Below are 281 nucleotides of genomic sequence, written 5' to 3'. Positions count from 1 at the left end.
CTTAGTCAATCGGCGCAAACGTTTCTCACGTTTGTATCGCTACTCATGCCTGCATTCTCACTCGTGAACCGTCCACAACTCGCTTCCGCGGCTGCTTCACCCGGCACACGACGCTCCCCTACCCATCAACACACCCGTTGGGGCTATATATGTCAATGACACGACTTCGGCGGTACGCTTGAGCCCCGCTACATTGTCGGCGCGGAATCACTAGACCAGTGAGCTATTACGCACTCTTTCAAGGGTGGCTGCTTCTAAGCCAACCTCCTGGTTGTCTGTGC

The 281-nt window shown here is 55.2% G+C and carries 1 rRNA gene; it reads right to left on the bottom strand.

Features of this window, described 5'->3' with window-relative positions:
* Positions 1 to 281, bottom strand: a 23S ribosomal RNA gene (locus ACGFT1_RS35845); the annotation flags it as partial.

The organism is Streptomyces sp. Y20, from assembly GCF_043195475.1.
In the GTDB taxonomy this organism is placed as follows: domain Bacteria; phylum Actinomycetota; class Actinomycetes; order Streptomycetales; family Streptomycetaceae; genus Streptomyces.
Note: the sequence above shows the minus strand (reverse complement) of the source record. Positions and strands in the feature narration are given on the sequence as shown.